The organism is Bacillus sp. SRL543 (assembly GCF_984799205.1).
On the sequence record NZ_OZ481794.1, the window covers coordinates 2,757,638 to 2,782,237 of the forward strand.

The 24,600-nt window shown below is 44.3% G+C and carries 24 protein-coding genes and 1 pseudogene; 5 read left to right on the plus strand and 20 right to left on the minus strand.

Features of this window, described 5'->3' with window-relative positions:
• Nucleotides 1-63 precede the first annotated feature (63 nt).
• A complete protein-coding gene (locus tag AC4E8B_RS14075) occupies nt 64-840 on the minus strand; it encodes a LysM peptidoglycan-binding domain-containing protein (protein ID WP_490214005.1) in 777 nt (258 codons plus the stop codon).
• A gap of 423 nt (nt 841-1,263) precedes the next feature.
• Between AC4E8B_RS14075 and AC4E8B_RS14080 the strand changes: the two genes are divergently transcribed.
• Nucleotides 1,264-1,455, plus strand: coding sequence for a hypothetical protein (locus AC4E8B_RS14080; protein ID WP_490214006.1), 192 nt, complete (start codon nt 1,264-1,266; stop codon nt 1,453-1,455).
• A gap of 78 nt (nt 1,456-1,533) precedes the next feature.
• Here the strand turns inward: AC4E8B_RS14080 and AC4E8B_RS14085 are convergent, their stop codons facing one another.
• Nucleotides 1,534-2,007, minus strand: a complete 474-nt coding sequence (locus AC4E8B_RS14085; protein ID WP_490214007.1) for a hypothetical protein — start codon at nt 2,005-2,007, stop codon at nt 1,534-1,536.
• 202 nt (nt 2,008-2,209) lie between these two features.
• On the opposite strand from AC4E8B_RS14085, the gene spoIIP reads away from it, so the two are divergent.
• A complete protein-coding gene (gene spoIIP, locus AC4E8B_RS14090) occupies nt 2,210-3,343 on the plus strand; it encodes a stage II sporulation protein P (RefSeq protein WP_490214008.1) in 1,134 nt (377 codons plus the stop codon).
• A gap of 46 nt (nt 3,344-3,389) precedes the next feature.
• Here the strand turns inward: spoIIP and AC4E8B_RS14095 are convergent, their stop codons facing one another.
• The 5 genes from AC4E8B_RS14095 to AC4E8B_RS14115 form a co-directional block, all read right to left on the minus strand.
• On the minus strand, nt 3,390-4,253 hold the full coding sequence (locus AC4E8B_RS14095) for a DMT family transporter (protein ID WP_490214009.1): 864 nt from the start codon (nt 4,251-4,253) through the stop codon (nt 3,390-3,392).
• A 134-nt stretch (nt 4,254-4,387) separates the two neighbouring features.
• Nucleotides 4,388-6,268, minus strand: coding sequence for an FtsX-like permease family protein (locus tag AC4E8B_RS14100; RefSeq protein WP_490214010.1), 1,881 nt, complete (start codon nt 6,266-6,268; stop codon nt 4,388-4,390).
• On the minus strand, nt 6,243-7,007 hold the full coding sequence (locus tag AC4E8B_RS14105) for an ABC transporter ATP-binding protein (RefSeq protein ID WP_490219684.1): 765 nt from the start codon (nt 7,005-7,007) through the stop codon (nt 6,243-6,245). Before AC4E8B_RS14105 ends, AC4E8B_RS14100 begins: the two co-directional genes overlap by 26 nt.
• A 60-nt stretch (nt 7,008-7,067) precedes the next feature.
• Nucleotides 7,068-8,096 (minus strand): sensor histidine kinase, encoded by a 1,029-nt coding sequence (locus AC4E8B_RS14110; protein WP_490219686.1) that lies wholly within the window; start codon nt 8,094-8,096, stop codon nt 7,068-7,070.
• Nucleotides 8,097-8,102: 6 nt separating this feature from the next.
• Nucleotides 8,103-8,801 (minus strand): response regulator transcription factor, encoded by a 699-nt coding sequence (locus AC4E8B_RS14115; RefSeq protein WP_490214011.1) that lies wholly within the window; start codon nt 8,799-8,801, stop codon nt 8,103-8,105.
• Nucleotides 8,802-9,020: 219 nt separating this feature from the next.
• Between AC4E8B_RS14115 and AC4E8B_RS14120 the strand changes: the two genes are divergently transcribed.
• Complete coding sequence (locus tag AC4E8B_RS14120; protein WP_490214012.1) at nt 9,021-9,548, plus strand: small multi-drug export protein; 528 nt, start codon at nt 9,021-9,023, stop codon at nt 9,546-9,548.
• Here AC4E8B_RS14120 and AC4E8B_RS14125 read toward each other — a convergent pair.
• The 3 genes from AC4E8B_RS14125 to msrA form a co-directional block, all read right to left on the minus strand.
• The gene (locus AC4E8B_RS14125; RefSeq protein WP_490214013.1) at nt 9,514-10,623 is read right to left on the minus strand and encodes a DUF1835 domain-containing protein; all 1,110 of its coding nucleotides are present in this window, start codon (nt 10,621-10,623) and stop codon (nt 9,514-9,516) included. The two genes, AC4E8B_RS14120 and AC4E8B_RS14125, sit on opposite strands and share 35 nt — an antisense overlap.
• The gene (locus AC4E8B_RS14130; RefSeq protein ID WP_490214014.1) at nt 10,624-11,166 is read right to left on the minus strand and encodes a GNAT family N-acetyltransferase; all 543 of its coding nucleotides are present in this window, start codon (nt 11,164-11,166) and stop codon (nt 10,624-10,626) included.
• Between the two features lie 274 nt (nt 11,167-11,440).
• Nucleotides 11,441-11,971 carry a peptide-methionine (S)-S-oxide reductase MsrA gene (gene msrA, locus AC4E8B_RS14135; RefSeq protein ID WP_490214015.1) on the minus strand — a complete coding sequence of 177 codons (531 nt, stop codon included), beginning with the start codon at nt 11,969-11,971 and terminating at the stop codon, nt 11,441-11,443.
• A gap of 271 nt (nt 11,972-12,242) precedes the next feature.
• Here msrA and AC4E8B_RS14140 point away from each other — a divergent pair.
• Nucleotides 12,243-12,401 (plus strand): annotated as a pseudogene (locus AC4E8B_RS14140) (hypothetical protein); the annotation flags it as partial.
• A gap of 85 nt (nt 12,402-12,486) precedes the next feature.
• Here the strand turns inward: AC4E8B_RS14140 and AC4E8B_RS14145 are convergent.
• The 10 genes from AC4E8B_RS14145 to AC4E8B_RS14190 all read right to left on the minus strand — a co-directional run bounded on the left by AC4E8B_RS14145 (nt 12,487) and on the right by AC4E8B_RS14190 (nt 24,077).
• On the minus strand, nt 12,487-13,767 hold the full coding sequence (locus tag AC4E8B_RS14145) for a histidine--tRNA ligase (RefSeq protein ID WP_490214016.1): 1,281 nt from the start codon (nt 13,765-13,767) through the stop codon (nt 12,487-12,489).
• Nucleotides 13,768-14,022: 255 nt separating this feature from the next.
• On the minus strand, nt 14,023-14,871 hold the full coding sequence (locus AC4E8B_RS14150; protein ID WP_490214017.1) for a halocarboxylic acid dehydrogenase DehI family protein: 849 nt from the start codon (nt 14,869-14,871) through the stop codon (nt 14,023-14,025).
• 166 nt (nt 14,872-15,037) lie between these two features.
• Nucleotides 15,038-15,976: a catalase family peroxidase gene (locus AC4E8B_RS14155; RefSeq protein WP_490214018.1), complete on the minus strand. Its 939-nt coding sequence runs from the start codon at nt 15,974-15,976 to the stop codon at nt 15,038-15,040.
• 80 nt (nt 15,977-16,056) lie between these two features.
• Nucleotides 16,057-16,791, minus strand: a complete 735-nt coding sequence (locus AC4E8B_RS14160) for a hypothetical protein (RefSeq protein WP_490214019.1) — start codon at nt 16,789-16,791, stop codon at nt 16,057-16,059.
• Between the two features lie 324 nt (nt 16,792-17,115).
• The gene (locus tag AC4E8B_RS14165; RefSeq protein WP_490214020.1) at nt 17,116-18,219 is read right to left on the minus strand and encodes an IS4 family transposase; all 1,104 of its coding nucleotides are present in this window, start codon (nt 18,217-18,219) and stop codon (nt 17,116-17,118) included.
• Nucleotides 18,220-18,807: 588 nt separating this feature from the next.
• Nucleotides 18,808-19,659 (minus strand): AraC family transcriptional regulator, encoded by an 852-nt coding sequence (locus tag AC4E8B_RS14170; RefSeq protein WP_490214021.1) that lies wholly within the window; start codon nt 19,657-19,659, stop codon nt 18,808-18,810.
• A gap of 335 nt (nt 19,660-19,994) precedes the next feature.
• Nucleotides 19,995-20,510 carry an RNA polymerase sigma factor gene (locus tag AC4E8B_RS14175; RefSeq protein WP_490214022.1) on the minus strand — a complete coding sequence of 172 codons (516 nt, stop codon included), beginning with the start codon at nt 20,508-20,510 and terminating at the stop codon, nt 19,995-19,997.
• Between the two features lie 12 nt (nt 20,511-20,522).
• Nucleotides 20,523-22,760 (minus strand): sensor histidine kinase, encoded by a 2,238-nt coding sequence (locus tag AC4E8B_RS14180; RefSeq protein ID WP_490214023.1) that lies wholly within the window; start codon nt 22,758-22,760, stop codon nt 20,523-20,525.
• A complete protein-coding gene (locus tag AC4E8B_RS14185) occupies nt 22,738-23,430 on the minus strand; it encodes a response regulator transcription factor (protein ID WP_490214024.1) in 693 nt (230 codons plus the stop codon). Before AC4E8B_RS14185 ends, AC4E8B_RS14180 begins: the two co-directional genes overlap by 23 nt.
• 428 nt (nt 23,431-23,858) lie before the next feature.
• Nucleotides 23,859-24,077, minus strand: a complete 219-nt coding sequence (locus tag AC4E8B_RS14190; RefSeq protein ID WP_490214025.1) for a class I SAM-dependent methyltransferase — start codon at nt 24,075-24,077, stop codon at nt 23,859-23,861.
• Nucleotides 24,078-24,225: 148 nt separating this feature from the next.
• On the opposite strand from AC4E8B_RS14190, the gene AC4E8B_RS14195 reads away from it, so the two are divergent.
• Nucleotides 24,226-24,597 (plus strand): hypothetical protein, encoded by a 372-nt coding sequence (locus AC4E8B_RS14195; RefSeq protein WP_490214026.1) that lies wholly within the window; start codon nt 24,226-24,228, stop codon nt 24,595-24,597.
• The last annotated feature ends 3 nt before the right edge of the window (nt 24,598-24,600 follow it).

A 24,600-nucleotide genomic window follows, 5' to 3' on the forward strand; every position in this document is an offset into this window, starting at 1 on the left:
CAAAGTCCTGAAAATAAAATGGCAAGGGAGGGGGTAAAATATCCCCTTCCCTTGCCATTTGCACTATTTCGCTTCCACGCTTGCCAAAATAGAAATCATTGTCTCATAAACCTCTTCTGATTTCTCCTGGTTCACATAATGGATAGTAAATCTCAGCAGCTTCCCGTCTACTTTTTTGACAATGATGTTTGCTTGATCAGTTTTGTTGTGTGCGTGCAGCACCATTATGCTGTCTCTATAAAATGGAAGCTGGACAGGTTTCATTTCTTCAGGCTTGCCAATCGTCCTAAGATAATCCAGAGAATTTTTCTTTACCTCATCTATTACTGATTTGCCGTCAAGAACTTCCACCCTGGCAAAATACCGGGCATTTCTCCCATATTCCAAAAGGAAGCGGCGCGGCTCTTCTATATGAAATGTATAACCTTTCTTGGCGGAAACGGACAATTTTACCTTATCAGCATCATATGAAGCAATACCGCTTTTATGGACCGACAGCTTCTGCCCTATCAGGATCAGGTCGCTCCTCAGTCCGTTTATTTTCTTGAGTTCAGCGACGCTAAGACCGTATTTTTGGCCGATCCCCCAGAGTGTGTCTCCTTTTTTCACTGTAATCTTCCCTGGAACCTCCAATCTGCTGCCTGCATAGATCAGATCGCTCTTTAATTTATTGAGATGCTTCAGCTGTCCGACTGTACTGCCATATTGCCTGGCAATGCTATAGAGAGTGTCCCCTTTTTTGATTGTATAAAATTCTTCAGCAGATGCAAACCCCTGGCTGAATGTAAGAATCCCCATGGCGACAAGCGCTGAAGCAGCCAGTTTTTTCGCTGTTTTCATTTACAAATCCCCCTTCTGTCAATCTTGTTGTATTTTAATCTTTACACCATATTAGACGGGGGGAGCAAATAACCGTTTCAGGGGGACAAGCCTATTTTCTTAAAGAAATAATTTGTCTTTACTGAGTTTCCTTTGCGGTTTCTTTTCCTGAATATACAAGTGCTGAATGTGCCGTTTTCTAAAAAGAAGGCAAATGTCTCTAAGGAGACCTATTTATCTATTATTCCAATATCCTTGGTTTTTTTTCAGAACGATGGCAAATATTTCATTTGGGGATAGATTTCTTTTCAATGAGAAGTTTTTTTGCCGAAGAAAGATTAGAGAGTAATTGCCGGGGTAAAAGTATTTTAGCTACTCAATTATTAAGTGCTTTTCGCCAGATTTCCTTTCTATAAAGGAGGATTGGCGGGAGGTGATTAATTTTTGAGGAAGGCTTACAGCATTAAAGAACTGGCAGAATATCTGGATGCAGTTAAGTATCCGCTGTCTGAGGACGCCATTCTGGATCTCATTCAAAAGCGGAAGCTCCCACATCAAAGACCTTTCGGCGATATGATCGTTTTTGATTTGAATCATATAGATTGGTGGATTGACCAACAGCGCAGCAATGAATAACTGCCAGCAAGCCCCGCTCTTCAAGGCGGGGCTCAGTTATGTCCATCCATATTCCCGGTTCAATTCTACCGCTTCTTGTCATAGTTCATCCTTTAAAGACCGCTCCAGTTTCCGAATCCATTTAAAATACATAATCAAAAGGAAGAAAAGAACAGGATCTAAAATTGCTGCATGCCACAGCCTCCACCAGCCGTAATTGAAATACCCCCATGGCTCCGGAAGCAAAGTGAGGTATTCGTAAAGGAGGATGGCGATTACCCAAAAAAATACATATCTGATCTTTGTCAGCCAATGAGATTGAAGGGGGTATCGGCTGAGAAAGATAATATTGACAGGAGGGATCAGAATGGTATGGGCCAAAAATCCGCCAAAATCAGGATCCCGGCTGAGATACCAATAACCATGGAACTTAAATTCGATAATGACATCAAAAGCCTGCTGAAGTGCAATCGTGAAGGCCCATATATGCACCTTTTGATTGCCGGTCAGAGTCCTGCCGAACTTTATAGCAGCAATATTAAAAATGATAATTGAAATGATAAGTCCAGCCATATCTTTTTCCCCTACTTTTCAATCAGCATGCTGCTGCTTCTTTTTCTTATAAACTCTCCTATTTTTATGCAGACTATTCATGTGGCGGATGTATAATGTTCAGCGGGCTCTTTTCTCCCTTTTAAAAATTTTATAATCCAAACTTTTCTCATATCGAATACTCCCCTGCAGACTGGCATATGGTGAATTGAGGTGAATTTTTATGATAAAAGTTGTAACAGTTAATGTTAAACATTACAAAGATCTCATCTATCTACTAATCGCTGCCGCCGTTTTCCTCTTTTCTATCATTGTCTACACTCAATTCAGCTCAAAGTCTCTGGAACGTGTTATGAGAAATATAGAAATCAATGAACTTCTCACTTATTTTATCAGCTCGGCCAATCATTCATTCGCTCCTGACAGCGACCCTTTCACATTTGAAAATGTGACCGATGCTTTATTCTCCCTTGCCACAAATGTTAAGCCCACGGATGCCCGTACCTTTCTCGGGACAGAGCTTCCTGGCCTTGTTTATTTTGATACAGAAATTGTGGTTGCCGGCGAAGGAACAGATCTTTCCTCCCTTCCTTTTGAATCGGCACCTCCCGCAGAAGTGCTTATGAATGAGCGGGAAGTGGCGGAAGAAAAACTGCAGCAGCCTGTGGCGGACAAGCCTGCTGAACCGGCTAAGAAGCCTGAGAAAACAGATGTGCTGATTTATCATTCGCATAATATGGAGGCCTTCCTCCCGCTCTTGAAAAATACAAAAGACGCCAATAAAGCCGTGACTTCAGATGAACGGGCCAATGTTGTCGGCCTGGGCAGCAAGCTTTCAGAAGCACTATTGCAAAAAGGGATCGGAACGTCCCAGGATAAAACCAATATCAATAAGGAGCTGCTGAAGAGAGAGTGGACCTACTCTTCCTCCTATAAAGTATCCAATGAAGTCGTCCACGCTTCTGCAGAAGCAAATCCGAATTTAAAATATTTCATAGACATCCACCGCGATTCTGCCAGGAAGGATAAAACGACTGCGACGATCAACGGCAAAACATATGCACGGCTGTATTTCATCGTAGGCAAGGAAAATAAAAACTACCAGGCCAATCTGGAATACACAAAAAAACTGAATGCTAAGGTCGAAGAAAAATATCCGGGCCTGAGCCGCGGGGTATTTTTGAAGACAAAGCTTGAAGGAAACGGAGTATATAACCAGGATATCTCGAACAGAGCCATTCTGGTAGAGCTTGGCGGAGTCGATAATAATCTGGAAGAGCTCCACCGGACAGTTGATGCATTATCTGAAGCTTTTGCAGATATCTATTGGGATGAAAACGGCGGCAGCAAGGAATAATCCGCCGATAACAGCAAAGAGCCGCCCTTCTAAGGTGCGGCTCTCTTTATTGGGTGCTGCTTCTTTTAAATGTCCAGTTGACAAGAAAAATCCCGAGAAAAATAAGTGCCCCCCCTGCGTAAACGTACCAATGGACAGCCTCCCCCAGCAGAAGCCATCCGGACAGCACGCCAAAGAATGGGGCAAGGAAAAGGAAGGCACTCGTTTTCCCCGGATCTCCTTTGCTTAATAAATAAAACCAGACAGCGAATTGGACTATAGAGGCCATCACAGCAAGCCATAAGACAATAAAGATTGATAACGGCGTAATGTGAAGCTCAATTTTTTCCATCGTCAAGCTCATAACCAGCAGGACGATTCCTCCAAAAAGAAGCTGGTAAGCTGTCAAAACCCAGGTATTGAATTGCCCTCCCCACCTTTTGATCAGCAAAGTCGCGATAGCCCATGAAAAAGCTGCCCCGAGACCGAGGAAGGTGCCTGATTCAAGCTGGAATTGAAAGCCAAGTGTAAGAATCACACCCAGAAATCCAGCAATGACGCCAATCCATTGGATCTTTGTATATTTCAGCCTGAAGAGGAGCGTACCAAGAACAACGACAATCAGCGGATTACTGAAGGTAAGAATGGACGATTCCCCTGCTGTGATGGTCCTTAAGCTGAGAAAAATACAGCCCATCACCCCAGCTGTCTGAAACAGGCCGATTGAGAACACTTTCAGCCAGTCTGTAATTGTATCCGGCAGCGGCTTCCGCTGCACAATGACTGCCATCAGCACCCCGGCAATGGTAAAACGAAGCCCCACTAGCATAAGGGGAGAGAGGTAATCGAGGCCGATTTTTCCAATAGCAAAGGACGATCCCATTAGGGAAGTTGTCAAAAGTACCAGCAGCATATAAGTGAAGCGGTTCATATCAGCATCCCCCTGTTTGTATTATCTCTATGTATATCTATCTATTTTACAGGCAGACAGGCATCGAGCGTCAACAAATCCGTTTTGCTTCCTGCGAAAAATAAGCAGGACCCTGATTTCTGGTCCTGCTTCATTTAGCGGAGTGCCTTTTTGATATTTTTCAAATATGCCGAACGGATGAATATAAAATAAACCAGCTGAATGAATAAAAAGCTTCCCAACACAAGCGCAGATTCCTTGAAGAGCGAAGTGCCGAACATATTCTGCATGCTGGTAAGGGCAACAGCACCGTGGACAGCGGCAACACCTGCCGGTACAAAAAACAGGAGTCCGATCTGCACTGAAACCACTTTTGACAGTTCATCATCCGTCAGTCCAATCTTTGCTATGCGGGAGAATTTCTTCTTATCCTCATCAAGATCGCTGTAGAGCCTGAAGTAAAGGAAGCTTCCGGCGGCAACAAAAAACACGGCTCCGATAAATAGGCCGACAAATAGGATGGCGCCATACCCTTGGACGATCTTATCCAATTCATGAGCAAGCGGGAAAAAGCTGTATTCTTTTCCCAGTCTGCTGATCGGTAGCTCTTTCGCCAGTTCTTCCCCGATATCTGATGTACTTTTCCAATCTTTCACATCAAATATATAAAAATGCTGTGTGCTGGCAGAATTCTGCAGCGCAGCAAACTTATTGTCTGATACTACATAAAAGCTCTCATATACAGGGAACGCAAATGATTGTGCATTTCCAGCTATGGAAATGGTTTCCTCGCTTTCTTTAAGGGTCAGATTTATTTGTTTTTCTTGTTCAGCAGGTGTTTTCATTGGTATTATTTTGATTGCTTTGTGTCCTTGAGGATCTACCGAAGTACCGCCTGCCGCTCTGGCTATCGGATTATATTCTGAGCTTTTTACAAATAGCGCCTGCCTGTCCCCGACTGTCTGGTAAAGCCCTTGGGCCCTAAGTTCCCGATAGGAAATCCCCTCTTCTTTAAGCTTAGTATGAATAAGCTCAACCTGGGATGCTTCCCTCTCGTTTCCTGCATAGCTGCTGTAATCAAAAGCAAACGGATTCTCCTCCTGGACTGCCTTTGTCATGACCGTCCTGAAGCCGACCAGTGCCCCAATGGCTGAAAATGCCACAGTAGACACGATCGAAACAATGAAGAAGGTACGGGCGTTATCTTTCATCCTGTATGCTAAATCAGAGAAAAGAAGCAAATTCGTCTTTCTGAACAGAAATGATGGATTCTTTTTTAAGATGCCGATGATATACACGCTGAGCTGTGTAAAGAGAAAATAGGTCCCGATGATGACAACAGTGCTGACCGGCACCAATGCCACGCTTACATAAACCCCCTTGACCTTAAGCGCAGTCATATACCCTGCGGCAAGAAGCAAGGCAGATAGCAGCGCAAGCAGGCGGGAAGCCCGCGGTTCAGGCTTAGGAGCAGCGCTTCCTTTAATAAAAGCTGTCAGCTGATTCCCCCTGAACATGGAAACTGTGAAAAATGAAATAACTGCGAACAGCAGGACAAAAGCACCCGCTGTAAGGCCCAGCGCCTCAAAGGGCATATAAAAAGGCAGGGACTTTTTTAGTCCGAGCACATTTTCAGCTGCGAGCAGGATTGCCTTGGAAAGGACCATGCCAGCCCCGATTCCTGTCAGAATCGAAACCAGTCCGATCATCATGTTTTCCATGAAGATCATCTTTCTGAGCTGCATGCCTGTCATGCCATGCATAACCAGCAATCCGAGCTCCTTTTTTCTCGATTTCAGGAATGCGCTCATGCTGAAAAGGACAAAAAAGAAGGAAAACACATAAATAACAGCCTCGGCAAAATGCAGCCCAGTTGAAACATGTCCGCCGATTCCTTCTGTTTTAAGGCCCGGATGGAAGGCAAAAACCGCATAGACGAAAAATACCATGACCGAAAAGGCGCTGCTCAGCAGATAAGCAGCATACAGCCGTTTATTGCGGTGCACATTCTTAAACGCGAATTGACGAAAGGTCATGTGCATTCCCTCCCAGTATTGAAAGCATATCAATGATTTTCTGGAAAAAAACCTGGCGGCTGTCTCCCTGGCGGATTTCATTATAGAGCCTGCCATCCTTGATAAAGATAACCCGGTCACAATAACTGGCAGCCAGGGCATCATGGGTGACGAGCAGCATGGTGGTCCCGTCATTCCTGTTTATGTCTGACATAGTTTCCATCACATCGCGTGAAGCCTTTGAATCCAGATTCCCTGTCGGTTCGTCTGCCAGCAGGAGTTTCGGGGTATGGATGATCGCCCTTGCAATCGCCGCCCTCTGTGCCTGCCCGCCCGAAATTTCATAAGTCCTTTTATTCATGATCGGACGGATGTCGAGCTTGTCTGCGACTTTCTCTGCTTTCTCTTCCATTTCCCTGACGCGTACACCTTCCAAGGTAAGAGGAAGCATCATATTTTCTTTCACAGTCAGCGTCTCAAGCAGATTAAAATCCTGAAAAACAAAACCAAGCTCTCTCCGGCGGAATTTCGCAAGATCACTTTTCTTCAGCTTGTTCGGATCTTTTCCCTCTATCAGGATTTCGCCTGAGGTTGGAGAATCAATTGTGGAAATCATATTCAGCAGTGTAGTCTTCCCGCTGCCTGAAGGGCCCATGATCCCTGCAAACTCCCCTTTGCTGATTTCCAGGCTGAGTTCTGACAGCGCCCGGTAAGAAACCTTTCCTGTATATACTTTACTCAGCCGATTAATCTGAAGCATATTCATCTAACTTCTCCTCTCTTTCTTCTGATGCCTTAATAGTAAAGGAGAGAGATTGCTTCAGCTATCGAAGTTCCTTTCACGAGCCTTACAATCTTGTAAGATGCTGTTCGGCTCATTGAACAGGAAACGAACAGCAGTCCCTTTTCCTTCCTCGGACTCCAGCTCCAGCTGAAATTGAAGCTTCATGCTGATTTCTGATACCAGATACAGTCCCATTCCTGTTGATTCCGGGAAACGGCGCCCGTTTTCGCCGGTAAAGAAAGGCTGGAAGACACGCTCTATATCACTGGCAGGTATTCCATGACCGCGGTCCTTCACTTCAAGTATGACAGTTTCTCCTTCCTGCCAGAAGGAGATAGTCACCTTTTGATTAGTACCTTTTGAATATTTGATGCTATTAATCAGAATCTGGGAGACTGCAAAGTCGAGCCATTTTTTGTCAGAATGAACAATAAGCTCAGCTCCAGCAGCTATTTCAGGATAAACTTCATTCCGGATGAACAAGCGCTTGTTCTCCTGTACCAGTTTCGCAGACAGCTCCCTTAGCTTGACAGGCTCTGCATGGAAATCCTGCTCAAAAGATTTAAGCCTTGCATTGTACAATACTGTTTCCAGGCCATTTTGAATTCTGTCCGTCTCTTCCCTGATGCTTTCACGGCTTACTTCATCATCATCCTGCAGCAGCAGTTCAATGACAGATAGAGGGGTTTTCATTTGATGCACCCACTGATTCATAAAAGTGAGATGTTCGTTTTTATCTTTTTCCCATTGAGCAAGCTTGTTCTCATAAAGCTGGTATTGATTCAGCAAGAGCTGATCAAGGGCTTCCGCCATCGGATAGAAGCCGGTGGCAGAAATTGATTCATCGAGAGCTGCAAACGGATTCGAAAGCCGTGCATAATATCCCTTCATCCCTGCATAACGGAAAACCAGATAACCGCCGAGCAGGCATAGCCCAAAAAAAACAGTATAGAAGCTTACCTTTATGTCCCGGAATCCTGCCATACGGTAGATGATAAGCACAGAAAAGAGCATGACAATATGGAGAAATATGACCCCTGAATGATCCTTAAAAAAGAGCTTCAAATCCAATCAGCTCCTCTTCCAGGTATTTTGAAGCAGATAGCCTGCTCCCCTGACAGTCTCAACCGCCCCAGTTATAGATAGTTCCTTGAGCTTTTTCCTGACTCTGTTCATATTGACATTCAATGTGTTTTCATCCACATAAGCCTGATCATCCCACAGCTTTTCGAGCAGCGCTTCCCTGCTGGCAAAGCGGGGGCATCTTTTCATCAGGACTTCCAGGACCGCACACTCATTCTTTGTGACCGAAGCCTGCTTATCCTCAAATACAAGCAAGAGTCTTTCCGGATAAAGGATAAGCCCCTCAGCTTCAATCTTCCGTTCCTTCACATTCAATGCATACTCCCCATATGCTCTCCTTAGATGGCTCTTGATTTTAGCCAGGACAACCTCAAAATGGAATGGCTTGGTTATGTAATCATCCCCGCCATGCTCTAATGCCATAATCTGGTCCATCTCACCTGCACGGGCTGAAATGAATATGATCGGGCAGGTGGTCATCTGCCTGAGCTGGCGTGTCCAGTAAAAACCGTCATAGCTCGGCAGGTTGATATCCATCAGGACCATCGCAGGCTGCTCTCTTTCAAAGCTTTTAACTACCTCATCGAATTCCGTGCATAAAGCCGCTTCATAGCCATACTTTAAGAGATGCGACTTCAGCAGATCCGCTATTTTTATATCATCTTCCACAAGCAATATTTTGTGCATATCCTCTCTCCTGTTTACAAAAAGTATGTTTGGATTTTAACAGCATGATGTTTACTTCCAAATATAGCCGCAGACACACTTCCAGCCCTTCGTTTATATGCTGGAAAAGATTTATCTGCTTTTTTAACAAACATTAAACAAGATCTTACCCTATATTAAACTGGCGCTCATATAATAGTAATAAATGATTTGAGCAATACCGAAGAAAGGAGAAGAACGATGATTGAATGGGCTCAATCTGCCAGTGCTTTCTGGCAGTATTTTGTAATTTTTATATTCTCAGCTGCACCCTGGATGGACATTTCCATTGTGGTTCCGCTCGGAGTACTCTGGGGGCTGTCACCCTTTTGGACGGGAGTCCTGGCATTTGCCGGAAACCTTCTGCTGCTCATTTTGCTTGCCATCTTTTTTGAGCAGTTTTTTCAGTGGAGGAATAGCAGGAGGGAGAAAAAAGGCGCAGCCGGCCCAACAAAAAGAGACAAACGATCACAGCAGCTTTGGGAAAAATACGGTATCCCGGGCCTCGCCCTTCTTGCACCGCTATTGGTTGGGACTGATATTGCTGCAATAGCCGCTTTTTCCCTCGGGGCCTCCCGTTCCCGGGTTCTTGCCTGGATGACCGTCAGCCTTGCCGTGTGGACAATCGTGTTTGCAGCTGCTTCCGCCTATGGGGTCAGTTTGCTGGATTTCACCCAGGAAGCGCTGTTGGCTTCTACTCCCGCAGCTTCACACGGTAATGCCGCATAGATTTTGGGACTCCCCTTGATTCAAGTTTGCCATTGTAAATCAGTTCTCTGATCCGGTACTCCAGGTAAAATAAATCTGTGTCCGGCAAATCTTTATCTGTTATGGCTCCAATTAGGTGTCCAGCTCTGACAAAGCCATCTTCACTATCAGCTTCAATTTCTTTTATTGTTTCGATGATTCTAGGGTCTAGATGGTCTTCTTGAACGGAGACAATGCATTGGTTCTCCCATTTGCGCAAAACTGATTGAGTGCGTGCAAGTTTTTCCCACTCACTCAGGAGCTTCGAATGCTGTTTCTCGCTCAGAGGGGAGTTCTCTTTGCCCCTCTTAAAAATAAGCGACAGATTGTCGGGCTCCATTTGGCTGGTATAGCGGGCAGGCCCATTATTCTTCAAGCCCATCTCTGTAAATTGGCCAGTGGAATTAATGACGATTATGTCATTTTTCTTACCTTTTAGCAGACTCATTAAATAACGGAGATTTGTCTGCTCATCCGCATTTTCGCCTGCCCATATATAGATAGGCAGACCTTCAGGTATATCAGCTATTTCCAGGAGCATATTGTCAATTTTCTGATCCAGTTCAAAGTCTTCTATAGAATAGTTGATATGGTCAAACATCCAGTCAGCACGATGTTTTTTCCCCTCTTCAGTATCCAGTTTCCATAGAGGCCCAATGCCAAGATGTTCTATCTGGCTGATTACTTTCTCCCGCTGAGGCAGCATTACCCTTATACTGCCGGCAGCGGATTCTGATGGTGCAATATGGACAGCAGCAGATGAGGGGCTTTTCCTGCTCTCTGTTTCTCTTTTATGCTGCTGAATTGCCCTGTTGATTATTTTGAGCATTTTATAATGGTCTTCAAGCTTTATAAAATATCCCCGGCCTTCTAGAGGCTGATAGTTTTCATGATTGAAATCAGAGAAATCCTCCCCAGGTTCCATCTCATAAGTCTGTTTCTCCAGTTCACCTAAACTATTGAAATCCAGCAATTCATTTCTGTTTATTTTGTAGACGAAAACAATATTCGGTTCAGCATAAAAATAAACAAAAGGATATCTGATTCTTGAAGACATTCAGTCAACCTCCAATTCAGCGGCAGTTTGGTTAAGAAGCCATTCTTCCCCAAGAATCGCGTAATAATATTCATCCCGCCATCCGTTATCATGCGGAATGCATTTCCTGAAAAATCCTTCTCTTCTCATCCCGATTCTTTCCATTACTTTATAGGATGCGATATTTTCCGGCTGGCAGGTAGCAATGATCCTGTGAAGATTCATTTGTTCGAACCCATGCTTCAAAACAGCAGATGCTGCTTCAGGTGCTAGTCCCCTGTTATGAAAATGAGGGTTCATCACCCAGCCGATCTCATATGTATGTGTGCCGAAATAAGGATGAAAAACAATATGGCCGGCGAGCTGCCTGATTTCTTTAACAATGACTGGATAGTTTCTCGCTTCAATCATATTTTCCTTTACAAACTTCCTGGCAGCTTCTTCATTGAAAACACCTTCCGGCATATACTCCATGACTTGTGCATCAGAGGTATAAGTATAAAGTTCCCGCCAGTCAGCTTCATGAAAATCCCTGATGATCAGGCGTTCTGTTTCTATATACATTGATTATGCTCCTTATTATTCAGATCAAATGACAATATTCGGCATTATATAGACAAAATCCTGCTGAGCTAATTTGCTTTCCTTATTTGAAGATGCAAACTGCTTTTATCGTTTTTTTGAAGTGAAAGTGCTTTGTTAACAGAAACTGGGAGGCACAGAAAAGGAACAGAAAGAGATGCAGCTTGTATAAGAATTATGTTCTATCCGTGCAGAAGGGAATTTCACAGATAAAATAAAAAGCCCCGCATGCAAGATTGCGGGGCCTTCTTGAGCTTTACTTTTCCCAATGCTCTTTAATAAATTCATCGCGCCCTGATTTTTCTCTGTCTTCCTTATAATGGGCGGTATTTTTCTTATAATAGTCCTGGTGATAATCTTCAGCAGGGTAGAAAGTTTCAGCAGGCAGCACCTTTGTGACGATCGGTTTGCTGAATTTTCCGCTGTCCTGAAGCTTATTGCGGGAAGCGATTGCTTTGTCCCTCTGAGCTTCATTATGATAGAAGACAGCAGTGCGGTACTGATCTCCGCGGTCATGGAACTGGCCGCCTTCGTCGGTAGGATCGACCTGCTGCCAGAACAGCTCCAGCAAGTCTTCATATAAGAAGACTTCAGGATCAAACTCAATCTGGACGACTTCGTAATGGCCGCTGTCCCCTTTTTTCACATCTTCATATGTAGGATTGGCTGTATGTCCGCCGGTATAGCCGGAAATGATGCTATGAATCCCGTCAAATTGATCGAAAGGCTTGACCATGCACCAAAAGCAGCCTCCAGCAAAAGTTGCCAATTCTTTTCTCTCTGTCATTCGCAAATCACCTTTTCTATTAAATATAAGAAGCTTTTCTACCAGTTTACCACCTATGCCGGCTTTTGGATATTCTGATGTTTATATCTAAAAACTTCTACTGGGCAAATGTCCATTTTTAATTTTTTCCTTAAAATTACGGGCAAGCGCCCCCATTTTGTCATAGCATACAGAGAAAAAGAGACAGGAGGCTATGCAAATGAATCCTTATATGAATATTCCTGAGTATGCATATCAGCAGCATGATGAAAGGTTCCTTCCGCTTCTTGCAATAGGAGCAGCTACCGGCGGGTTCGGTTTTGGCCGCCCAGGATGGGGCTATGGCGGTTATGGCTATGGCTACGGCCGTCCCGGATGGGGCTATGGCAGGCCTGGATGGGGCTATGGACGTCCCGGCTTCGGCTATGGTTTCGGACGCCCTGGCTTTTGGTACTAATAAACACTGGAGAAACATGTAAAGCGAAGCTTTTGCATGTTTCTCTTTTCAGCCGGCAGAATGGACAGGCAGTATCATTCTAGAATTCAAACTTTAACAATGCTTCTTCCCCTGTCTCCATATCTTTCACTTTATACTGGTTATTTGAGACTTCTTCTTCTCCCAGCAAGATCACTTTCCGGATACTTTCCTTGTCTGCCCTTTGAAGAGCCTTGCTCACTTTCCGGCTGCCAAGCTCCATCTCTACCTTCCATCCCTGTCCGCGAAGATACTGTGCGAGGGCCAAAGATTCTTGGGGCGTATCTATTGGAATGAGATAATAATCCGCTGCACTTTCATCTCCAGCCTTGGACTGGCTTTGGCTGACTGCGGTAAAAATGGCATCAAGCCCAAAGGAGATTCCAACAGTGGAAATTTTTTCTCCGCTCCCTATGAAGCCGCCGATTGCATTGTCATATCTGCCGCCGCTCCCGATGCTTGAAGTGAAGGACATGTCTGTAAGAAATACTTCATATACAGTTCCTGTATAAATGTCAAGACCTCTTGCTAAAAAAGGATTGAAGACTGCTTTCCGGCCGCAATTTAAATAGGATAAATAACCTTGCAGCTCAGCCAGCTCCTCCAAACCCTCTTTGACTAAGACGTTTTTCTCCTCAAATATACGGTAGTAAGCAAGCTCCCCGTTTCGCACCTCAGAGATACAGTCAGCAATCGCCTGGATTGCTTCTTTCCCGATCCCCTTTTCGTTCAGTTCTTCAGAAACTTTTTTCCAGCCTGCCTTTTCAAGCTTATCCAGCACAAGTATTGCAATATTCCTCTTCTCCTCCGGCACACCGAAGATCTGGAGCATGCCTGAGAGGAGCTTGCGGTTATTATATTGAATCGTCACATCAATTCCGATTCTCCGGAAAGCATCCAGTGCCATAACGATCAGTTCTGCTTCAGCCAGCTGGGAGCCAACTCCCGCTATGTCGACATCACATTGTGTAAATTCGCGGAGACGGCCAGTTTTTATCGGGCCGTCACGAAACACTTTGCCGATTTCATAACGCTTGAACGGAAGCCTGATCCCTGGATTCATGGCGGCGGCTTTTGCAAATGGTATGGTCAGATCATATCTTAATGCCAAGTCCCTCCCGCCGCGGTCAGACAGCGTATACATCTCCTCAAGAATTTCCGCACCACCGCCGTATTTAGAAGCCAAAAGCCCGGTATAATTCAACATCGGCGTTTCAAGCGGTTTGCATCCATATTGTATGAAAACATCCTCCAGCTGCCTTTTTATTCTTCTCCTTACAGCCTCTTCTTCCGGCAAATAATCCTGGGTCCCTTTTACATTTTGATAATCCATCTTTTTCATAAGCTTATCCTCCAATAATAAATTTCAGAGATAACCCGCATCATTTTCAAAATACAAAAAAACCGCACTCTTTTAAGTGGACACTTAAAATAATGCGGTTCATGATTAATAGCCTTCCTATTTGCGATTTTTAAAAATCGATAGCAAGGCTAGTTTTTATGATGATGATATTGTGAAAATGAATAACAGCTTCTTACAGGCTGCATAATGATCACCTCTAATTTCCATATACTGTAGCACAGAAGGGAAGGTATATCAACCTGATTTCGGCGGCATCTGTAAAAAACGCCGGATGCATTCACCTTCAACGACCAGGTCAGCCAGGAAGTCGGAAAAAAGGGCAATCAGTGCCATTATGCCGGCCGCATCCTTCTGTGAGTACATGCCTGCCAGCTCCTCAGGCGTGATCGTAACAGGATAAGGGAAGCTGGTATGAACCAGCTGCCTGGCATGCTCCTTTATCCTCCTGGACCTTAGTGAAAACTCTTCGGAAGATACATAATCTTTCATCCCAGACCAGACCGGCTGCAGAAATTCAGGATATAAAGCAAGTGCGCGATAATCGCTTGCGATATCATAGCTGTGCTTCGCAGTCATGATATCCCAGAGCAAATCCTTTTGTCTCTTGTCAGCTTCCGGAAAATCAATCAGCCGAATGGAAGGCAGACCCGGTAAAATTCCCGGCTCTATCAATCCTCCGGGCAATGATCCGCCCTTTATCGGCCTGTATCCCAAACTTTCCTGCCAGGCCAATGCTATCAAAAGAAGCTTGGGATTAACATAGTTGAAAGTAAATACTATTTTTTCAACTCTTCTCAGACGCTCCGTATCCATAATTCTTTCCCAGTCGTATCGCTCAGGCACAAAAGAAAGGGATGGCTCTCTCAAACTTGCTGCAGCCCTTTCTGCATGCATAGTGAGCATGCTGGGACGCACCTGCTGCCACCCTGCATAGAGAAATTTTTCATAATGTGCCAGCGCCCGGAAGATAAAATTGACAATGGGCACCTTTAAAACATGCTTAATATCACCATACAGCACTTGAAGTGAAGCTGAAGCGCTATCCTCAAAAATTTCCGGAATGCCGAATTGTATTTTTTTCAAAGTGGCCACCGTTTCCTTTTTCTTTCAACATATGCTTATGAGATCGGAATATGTAAGAACAGAGAATGCTTCTTCCTAATGCTTTAAAAGGGTTTGGACCAGGAAACCTGGAGGAGAGTTCTGGCAGGCTTAAGCATAAAAAAGAGCTGCCTTTACAGCAGCCAATTTAAAGCCCTTCCTTTTTCTCGCTTTCACGCCTCTTCCTCGATTCATGGTAGGCTTCATGCCGGAAGTGGAGAATAGGATCATCGCTGCATTCAATGCCTTCAGGGAGAATGGTCGGATCAAAAATGATTTCATTTGATTCTTCGACCTTATGTGTTATTGTCAGTTCTCCTATTGCAAGCTTCTGCCTGTCGCCCGGCCACAGCACTGTCGGGTCGTCTGTCGGATCGTCTTTTTCCCCAAGCTGCACAGATAATGCAAAGCGGACTGGACCTTTTGCCAGCCTCTCATCCAGCTCATTTTCGAGATATGTTTCTTCGAGATGGCCGGCTGCTTCTTTTTTTGTATACATGCTGACGCCTTCTTCAGGCTCCCAGATGAATTTAACTGCCTGCCGACCTCCCTCCCTGGTGGTCAGGTAAAAGGCATGGATAGAATAGTAAAGAGCTGCTGCATAGCTTGCAGGCAGCCTTACCTCCTGGATCAGTTCAATAAATGCCTTGCTTTCAGGAAAGTCCTTTGCAATGCCTGCCAGTGATTTAAGATCAGGCTTCCCCTTGCGGATAGAGGCAAACAGCTCAATAATTTTGGTGAAAGATTCAGGCGTCCTCGCAAAAAAAAGCGGAACAGTCGTGCATACAAGGTTTGTTATGTCTCCATCAGGCAGCTGAAACTGAACTGCCATTCCTTTAGGAGGAGTCAGCGCATCGCTGTGCCCGGGATTGGTCGAGCTGTTGGAAAAACGGACGATAGCCGGCACTTCACTGCCCTGCAGATGAGGGGCAGACGTCAAATAGGCGGCTTTTCCGTTTGGCTTAAAGATTCCTGCATAGGAGCTCCCCCGAGCGTGCGCCCTTTTGCGGCCAGGGAACTTTCCGGCTGCTCCTTCAATACTGTCAATGGCTCGTCCGGCAAGCTCCGTCTTTTTCTTGCTTTCCATCAGTTGTCCCCCTTTTTTCTTTTATTGATTACTCTATTCTTCCCCTGGCCAGGCTTGAAGAAACAAATGAGTGTATGTTTTTACATGACCATAAGGAGGACTGAATATCCCGCAAGGCCGATGCAGAAGGCGGCAAAGCTGCTCTCACGCTCTTCCGGAAGTTCTTCTTTCAGCACATTCAGCACTACCCCGCCAGCCAGGAAAGCGACCAGGATCGAGATGATAAGCTCATGAACTTCCATTACCGCTCCAATCACCCATCCGAGCAGGATCGCAGCCGTGAGAAGAATGCGGCCGTATTTGTCATAAACTTCCCGGTGATCCCGCCTGAGCCCTCTGTCATTAGTGATGAAATGGATGCTTAAAGCTATAAAATAAAAAAACATTCCCCACGGGCTTTCATATTCCTCGCGAATGAGGAGATAACCGATGATGCTGTTGTAGATAAAAAAAGAGCCGATATGAATCCAGAACACGCCGGCCGAAGTCTGGTTTTCCGTCTTGTCTTTTTTCTTCTTTTTCGAAACCTTGACAATCCGTTCCAGGCCATAAAATATGGCCAGCCCAATCATGGCAATCAGGTAAATATGATTCTCAATATATTTCCCTGCTTCCGTTCCGATTGAATCCTCCAGGCTCTGCTGAAAGCCGTTCAGTTCCGGAAGCAGATGCAGAAACACATAAGCAACGGCAATGCCGCCGGCTATGGAAAGAATCCGGCTCCTTGGGGTTTCCTCAATAAAATTCATATATTTTGAGGAAAAGTGGATAAGAGCGAAACCGATGGCAAAAAGCATGCTGAGCCAAAATAGCATATGATCATTCCTTTTTTAGTATGGTATCAGCTTTAAGCTGGCTGGGCTGCTGGGGATATCAGGTTTGCTTGATTGTTTGAAAAGATGTTAATTGGTAGAATGATATTGTGAATTGGTAGAATATCCTGTGGTTCGGTAGAATATCCTGCGATTTGGTAGAATAATCCTGCGATTCGGTAGAATATCCGTGAATTGGCACTAGTCTTGCAAATAAGAGGTTAAAAATGGAAATTTGTTCAAACTAGCTTTAATTAGCTTGTTTTTTCGAAAATGAGGGCATGCCAAAAAAGACATGACGGTCGCATTTTTTAAAAATTTTCCTTCTTAGTTTCCGTGGATGATTTGCACAGTCTTCAATTTTTTAGGATGTTTCCTTCGTCTACCTGGCTTTCCTTTTTTCCTTCTTCCTTTTGATGGTTTGGTAGGTTTTCGATCCAGAGCCTGGATAAACCGGTCCCAGCTATCATGCCAATAGAACCGAAGAAGCTTAAGCACCCGCCATGTTGACCGCTTAGTACCTGTCTCGATTTTAATCAGTTCGCTTATGCCATATGCAATCATTGCGAGCCATAATTGATTCCAAACAGCTGCGGGCTTATGGTTGTAAAGCTTGACGAGTTTAAGGTGCTGTTTCACCCACTTGAAAAAAAGCTCGATTTTCCAACGCATCCTGTAAATTTCAGCCACTTGTTCGGCGGAAAGATCTCTTCGTGTGGTCAGGATTCGAAACTTATTGTCCTTTTCATCCCGGAATTCCACCAGCCTGAGAGGGAATTTCCGGTCATTCTTGATATCGTGGATTTCAACCTCCGCATCCTTAACAATTCGGCTGTTGGAAGGTACCGAATGCTCCGTGAGGAGTTTGGTCCTTGAATTTCCTTTAATACGAACGACAAAATTGATTTTCCTCTCAATCCAATTATGGAAATGGCTGTAGTTGATATACCCGCGATCCATTACGTAAGTGGCATCCTTATCAACTACTAAATCAATGGATACTTCCTTATCTGCAACGCCTGTTGTGGAAAGTATTGCATCTTCCGGATAATAAGTTTTTTCATCCAGAACGGCCAATTTCAAGTGGATTTTAACGCCATTTTTGGATTTTGAGGAATACGCCCATTCGCCTGCCTTTTCCGGTAAAGAGATTTCAGTCGAGTCAATTACCGAAAGCCTCCCGGCTTCCATGGTGCTTACCTTTTGTGTGTAATGGCCATCAATCCGGGAGAATAATTTCATGGCTGTATCCTGCAGAAGCCAGGTTGGAAGTTTTTCAAGTTTCCGGTACAGAGTGGAGGAGTGGATTCCCTCAAGTTCTGTCAGTTCCTGCAGTTTATCCTTAGCCTTAAGGTTTTCCTCCAAATCCCAAAGGGATCCCCTTTGGAGGAAAGCTTCTACGAATAAAAGGATGGCTTTACCCGATAACAATTTCTTGGCTCCGTGGTCAAGGTAAGGGTCTCGGAAATTTTCAAGTTTTAATAGGCACAAACACTTTTCAACGACAGTAGAATTGGGTAAATGATCAATGAGCATTTTACCATCTCCTAATTGTTGAAGTGTATTAAGGTGTTGCGACCGCCTTATTTGTCTTACTTCTTCAATTAGGAGATTTTTTATTATCTAAACCTTTAATGCTCAGGAAATATATACCATTCATTTGCAAGACTAGTGGTGAATTGGTAGAATAATCCGGTGATTCGGTAGAATATCCTGCAATTCGGTAGAATATCCGTGAATTGGTAGAATAATCCTGTGGTTCGGTAGAATATCCGTGAATTGGTAGAATAATCCTGTAATTCGGTAGAATATTCTGCGATTCGGTAGAATATCCTGCGATTTGATTGAATTAACCGCCGGATTAATCAATATACCAGCTGAATATATAAAAATCACATTAAAAATCACAAACCTCTGATCTCCCGAAGCCTAATATTCAATAACCTGACTCCAGACAGTCTAAACACCCTTCCTTACGCAAAAAAAGAGCAGCTTCTGCCGCTCTTTCATTCTATCTGCTTATTTTACTGGTATCCAGATCTCAGAATAGCAGTCCGGGCTGTAGGGATCATCGTCATTGTAGACTTCCAGCTCAGGTGTACCTGCATGCTCGTACGGATTGGAAGGGAACCACTCTGAGAAGATTTGCTTCCAGGTATCCTGCATAGCAACAGGCATCTTTCCATGCACCTCGAAAACAGCCCATTTGGAGGCTGGAATGATCAGCTCCTCAAACGCATCCGGCTTTTCTCCTTTACACTCGGCCGCAATCCAATAGTCCATCTTCGGCTCTCCGGTCTCCCCCCTTTTATCGACACAGATTCCAAGAACATGTTCATTGAGCGTGAAGAGAGTTTTATTGATGCCGTCTTCATGTACCTGTTTCCACATTTGCGGGATGCCTTTTAAATTTTCACCATTCTCCATGGAAAATTCCTGTCTGATCCCTGCTGCTGTAAAGCTTTCTTTTTCAATGATTTTGTACTTCATTGGTTCCGCTCCTTTCAAGGTTACCTGTATGACCAGGCGATTATAGGCATTCAGCTGTCCGGCCTTTTTCCGCGCCTCTGTCGGTGATAGCCCGTGCTGGCGGCGAAAGGCTTTCGCAAACGCCTCAGGAGTGTCATAGCCATATTTCAGGGCGATATCGATGACCTTTTCATCTGATGCTATAAGCTCCTGCGCTGCAAGTGTCAGCCTTCTCTTCCGCAAATATTCTCCAACCGGCATATCTGTCAGCACCGAGAATGTCCGCTGAAAATGAAAGGAAGAAGCATTTGCCTGCGAAGCAATTTCCTCAACCGAAATCTCTTCCAGGAGATGTTCCTCCATATAATCGATCGCTTTTTGCAGTCCCTCAGCCCATCCCATATCGCTCACTCCTTGCTTTAATAGTAGCAGTTGATTTAGCCTTGCTCCTGTCAATACTTGCTCTCTGCTGACAGTAATTATGTATCCGTCTAATCTAATTCGAGGCAGATCTCCCAGAACCTTTTTTCAAAAAGAAAGAAACCCGCAAAGGTCTCAAAATACTTCATCACCTAAACCAATGTCTTGCATCCGCGGAAGTGCCAATTCAAAGGTTGTTAGTTTAAAAAGATTTGAAAGAAAGCATTCTGGGTAAACTTTTGCTTCCCCGGCGTAATTACTATGTATTTTCCATGCAGAAAAGGAGCCTTATATCGGCTCCTTCAAATTTAATCTTTTTATGCTTTTGCAATTTGCAAAAGATGCGGCCTCAGCATTTTCCTTGCCCTATACAATCTTGTTTTTACAGTGCAAGGCTTCAGGTTAAGCAGCTCTGCAATCTCTTTTTCCTTCAGCCCCTTGCTCGCTTTGAGATGCAGGATATCCCTGTAGCCATCTCCTAGAGTATTAATGGCCTGGTTAATCTGTGCCTCCATCTGCTGTGCCTCTACCATGCTCTCCAATGCTTCGCTCTTTTCCTGGCCCAATGCATCAATCGCCTCAATTTCCATAGGCTGGCAGCTTTTCTTCCGTTCCCTGCGCACAAAGTCGATTGCTGTTCTAGCTGCAGTAACAGACAGCCATGCACCCAGCTTATCTTTGTCTATGATGGTGTGTGCCTTATTGAGTGCCTTAATAAATGTTTCCTGGACGGCATCTTCGGCTAAATAAGAGTCTCTTGTAATAGAGTAGCTGATATGGAAAAGCCTTTTTTTATGAGTTTCATATGAATTTGCAATTTCTGTTTCAGTCATTTTTCCACTCCCTTACTCATCAAGCGGCAGAATAAGAGCTACCTTGAAGAGATCGCCATCTGTCCCGATTTCAAGCTCCCCTTCATGTAAATCAATGATCGATTTGGCGATGGCGAGCCCCAGGCCCGATCCATCAGTATGGCGTGATTCGTCACCCCGCTTGAATCTCTCGGACAGCTCTTCTGCATTATCATTAAGCTCATATTTGGAGACATTCTTGAAAGTGATTTCCGCTTTTCGGCCCGTCTCCCGGATAGAGATATACACGCGGCTGTTTTCCAGTGAGTATTTCAGGACATTGCCGATCAGATTATCAAATACCCGCCAGATTTTTTGTCCGTCAACCATCGCAGCCAGCGGCTTATCAGGTTTTGTAATACGGAAATTCAGGCTTGATCCCTGGATCATTTCATCATATTCGCCGAGGGACTGCTGCAGAAGCTGGACAAGATCTGCTTTCGTTTTGGCGAGCTCGATATTCCCGCTTGCCATCTTGCTTACTTCAAACAAGTCCTCAATCAGGACCTTCAGCCTTTGCGACTTGCGGTCAATAATCTCAAGATAGGCCTTCCTCTCATCCGGCTCGATGCCCTCCTTCTTTAAAAGCTCTGTATAAGTGATAATCGACGTCAAAGGAGTCCGAAGATCATGGCTCACATTCGTGATCAGCTCCGTTTTCAAGCGCTCACTCTTGGCTTCCTGGCTCTGGGAAGTCCTCACCGCTTCCTTCAATAGATTGACATTGGCAGCATGGTCAGCCAGGACAGATTTCCCGGCAACTTCCAGATCCGGACCCAGATTTCCCGAAGACAACTCCTCCGTATATTGGACGATGCGGTTAAAATAACCGATCTTTTTTACAAGGCTCATTGCAATCCGAGTGCCCAGACTGAAGAGAATGATTAAGTACACAATGATAAATATCGGATCTATTAGCATGATGATGGAAAGGGCTCCCATGCCAAAAACGAGGATGGACATTATGAGCATTTTGGTGCCTGTGCTCCATTGTAAAAAGGCATCTTCCACAGCTCTTTTGGATTGTGTATAAGCATTCTTGAGGACACTGCCTCCTTCATGGAGAAGGCTATTTTTCCATTCATTTTGGAATCGGTTTCCATCCTTCAGTACAGCTGAAATATAGAAAAACTGTACCAGCGCCAATCCCCACAAAGCTGTACCAGCTGTAATAAATACAATCAGCTCCAGCCTGTCATACGGGACTTCCACCCAGTTTCTGACGCAGTCTATAATCACAGGCATACAAAGTGATGCACCCAGGGCAGCAAGCAGGAAAAAGAGAATTCTAGTATCGATCGGCAGCTTATTATAAATAGGCATCCATCTTCCCATTTCGGTTTTTAATGCCGCTGATCTGCGCGTGGCCAATACCCATAGAAGGAAAGCAGCCATGCCAGCGGCGGCCATGATTCCAAGTGCCAATTGATTTCGCTTATAAGCCTGGCTTTCATAATAAAATGAATTTGAAGGCCCGATACCGGAGGCAACAGCAATTTTCCCTTCATAATCGCCAATCGCATTCAGAAGGGGATCAATCATTTCCGTTTCATGGGGCAGGGTATAGAAAAATGAATCTGACCCTACGTAATAATTCGTTGCAAACTGCACTTCATCTCCGCGGAAATACTCTTCTGCTGTTTCACCGCTCTTTAAATCAATATTTGTAACTACCTTTCCATTCTGGTCATTTTTAAAATAATACAGAAAGTTCTTTTTAACATTTTGATATTGTTCCCGGTACTGTTCCCTTTGTTTAAAAAGCGCTTCAAGCTTTTCTTCCTTTTCCTTAATTACCTTTGGCCTGACATGTTCATCACTTTGAAAATTCTTTGTAATGTCAGTGATTTTTTCATCTCGTTCCTTGATAAAAGCTTCTTCTGCTTCTTTATTGCCGGAATTGGCTGCACCATTGATGATACCTTCATATTGAGCGTTGATATTATCTATTTGTGCCGGCAGTGAACCGTATCTCGTCCGATGTTCCTCAATATCGGCTTCTGTTACCGTTATCGCCTCTTTTGCTTCCGCTAAGTTAAGATCATGAAGCTCGAACATGCTTAAATATCCGGCTGCTTCATCAACTGAGTACTGGAAAGAATCTGAATGAAAAAAGTCACGATGAGAATAATTGCTTGCTAAAAGAAATGCTGAAAAAACCCCATTCATGGTAATGGTAAATAATAGCGCCCAGACGCCAACCATCAGCCTACCTTTCCATCTTGTATCCAACTCCCCAAACCACCTTTAAATATCTTGGATTTTTTGCATCGATCTCTATTTTTTCACGTATTTTCCTGATATGTACGGCAACTGTATTTTCTGCGTTATAGCCCGGTTCCTTCCAAACCAGTTCATAGATTTCCTGGATGGAAAATACCCGGCCGGCATTGAGCATCAGCAGCTCGACAATTTTGTATTCTATCGGCGTTAGTTTCACAGCCTCTCCATTGACCTTGACTTCCTTTGTCTCTTTTTCAAGAGTCAGCCCGTTCAGATCCACGACTTTTCTGATGCCCTCAAAAGTCCCGAATGACACATATCTTCTCAGCTGTGACTTGACCCTTGCGACCAGTTCCATCGGATTGAAAGGCTTGGTCACATAATCATCAGCACCGACCTGGAGCCCAAGGATCTTGTCGGTATCCTCACTTTTCGCGCTCAGGATGATAATCGGGATATTCTTCTTCTCTCTGATTTTATAGGTGGCAGATATGCCGTCCAGATTCGGCATCATCACATCCAGGACGATCAGATGGATCTGATGTTCATTGAGCATCTCCAGAGCTTCAATGCCATCGCCCGCCTTAAGCACCGTAATTCCTTCGTTTTTCAAATAAATCTCAATCGCGTCCCTGATCTCTTTTTCATCATCTACAACAAGTACATTATAATTTTCCATTCCCCTATTCCTACTTTCTTAGCAGCTGCTTATGTATCTATCATAAAGAGCAAATCTTAATATTCCTTTTATAAATATCTTAAGATTTTCTTAATATTGGATGTAGCTTCCACTATTGTATACTAGAAATCCTGCGGTGAAAGCATGGAATAGAAAAAAGCCGCCGGGAGGCAGCATAAGTAAAAAATAATGTATATAGGGTGAAAATGGGCCACTTTCGCTGGGCTACTGTATATCTTTGAAATAGGATTCAGGCTGGCCTTCTAAGAAAAAAAAAGCTTAACGTTGTTTTTGGGAAGTGTTTCTGCTGCGGCCACTATTTTTCTTTTTACACGAAATAGCGGTTCCAGCTCCTCCGGCTGGGACCACTATTTTTCTCTTTACATCAAATAGTGGTTCCAGCTCCTCCGGCTAGGACCACTATTTTTCTAATTAACACGAAATTCAAATTCCTTATTTGTAAATGGCAGGCCGTTTTTTGTAGATGCCATGACAAAAGATACATTATGCTTCCGCTGCCGATTTCCTTCCCTGATAAAGTGCTCCGCTGCATCAACTCCTACTATCTTCTCGGCAGCTTCTGCACATTTCAGTGTAAACCGGCCATCCCCGCATCCCACGTCGAGAACTTTCTGGTTGGCTGCCATTTTTTCAGCTTCGATATCAAATATGGATTCTCCGTTCGGCTCAATACGAAGGATTCAAGGAGTTTGAAGTATTAAGGAGAACCGTCGTCATTAGTCATTATGGATTTTTGCCTATATCAGAAAAGGCCCCACTTCTGCATACCCCCTTTTGGAGAAAGCCGTAAAAGACGGCGGGCACATCCTGGGCCTTCATCCAGGCGACATTCAGGGGCAGGAATTGCCGGGTTTGTTCCCGCATATATTTGAAGAAAAAACAGGCACTACTATTCTAAAAGGCCTGGAGAATCGTATAGAGAAATCCAATTTTTCGTATGCGAAGATTGAAAAGGTTATCAGTACTGAATATCTCAAGTCACCGCAGGACGTCATCAAACTGGCCTGCTTCGGACAGCTGCCATCTGTAGCAGCATTCGTAATGGAAAAATACTTGCCTGAAATTACCGGGATTTTCAATCAGCATGCCGAAGCGCGGGGACTTGCCGCCACTCATTCCAGATATATCGTCCGGGCAGCTGTTTAAAAG